Source organism: Fructilactobacillus sp. X3R2C1 (genome assembly GCF_059901235.1).
The window spans coordinates 1-247 of record NZ_JBWXVA010000071.1 but is presented as its reverse complement, the minus strand read 5'-3'; the positions used below and the strand labels follow the sequence as shown (position 1 = coordinate 247).

The window sequence follows — 247 nt, the reverse complement described above, 5'->3', positions numbered from 1 at the left end:
GGCCATGGTCACACCCAGTGCCAACCCGCTTACGCGGCCTTCGCCAGGAAACTGCTCGGCGGTGGCCGGCGCCGCTACCGCGCTCACACCGCCTGCCACGCAGGCCAGCACCACTGCTGCCAGCGCAATGCCCAGCGGCGCCGCTTCGGCCATCCAGCCGAACATCGACAACGGCAGCAGCGCTGCCAACACGGTCAGCCCCAGCAGCAGCGGTCGCCGGCCGTAGCGATCAGAGAGTGCACCGCAC

At 70.4% G+C, this 247-nt stretch carries 1 pseudogene; it reads right to left on the bottom strand.

The window, feature by feature from the left end:
- A pseudogene (locus AC6UDB_RS07200) lies at positions 1-247 on the bottom strand (hypothetical protein); the annotation flags it as partial.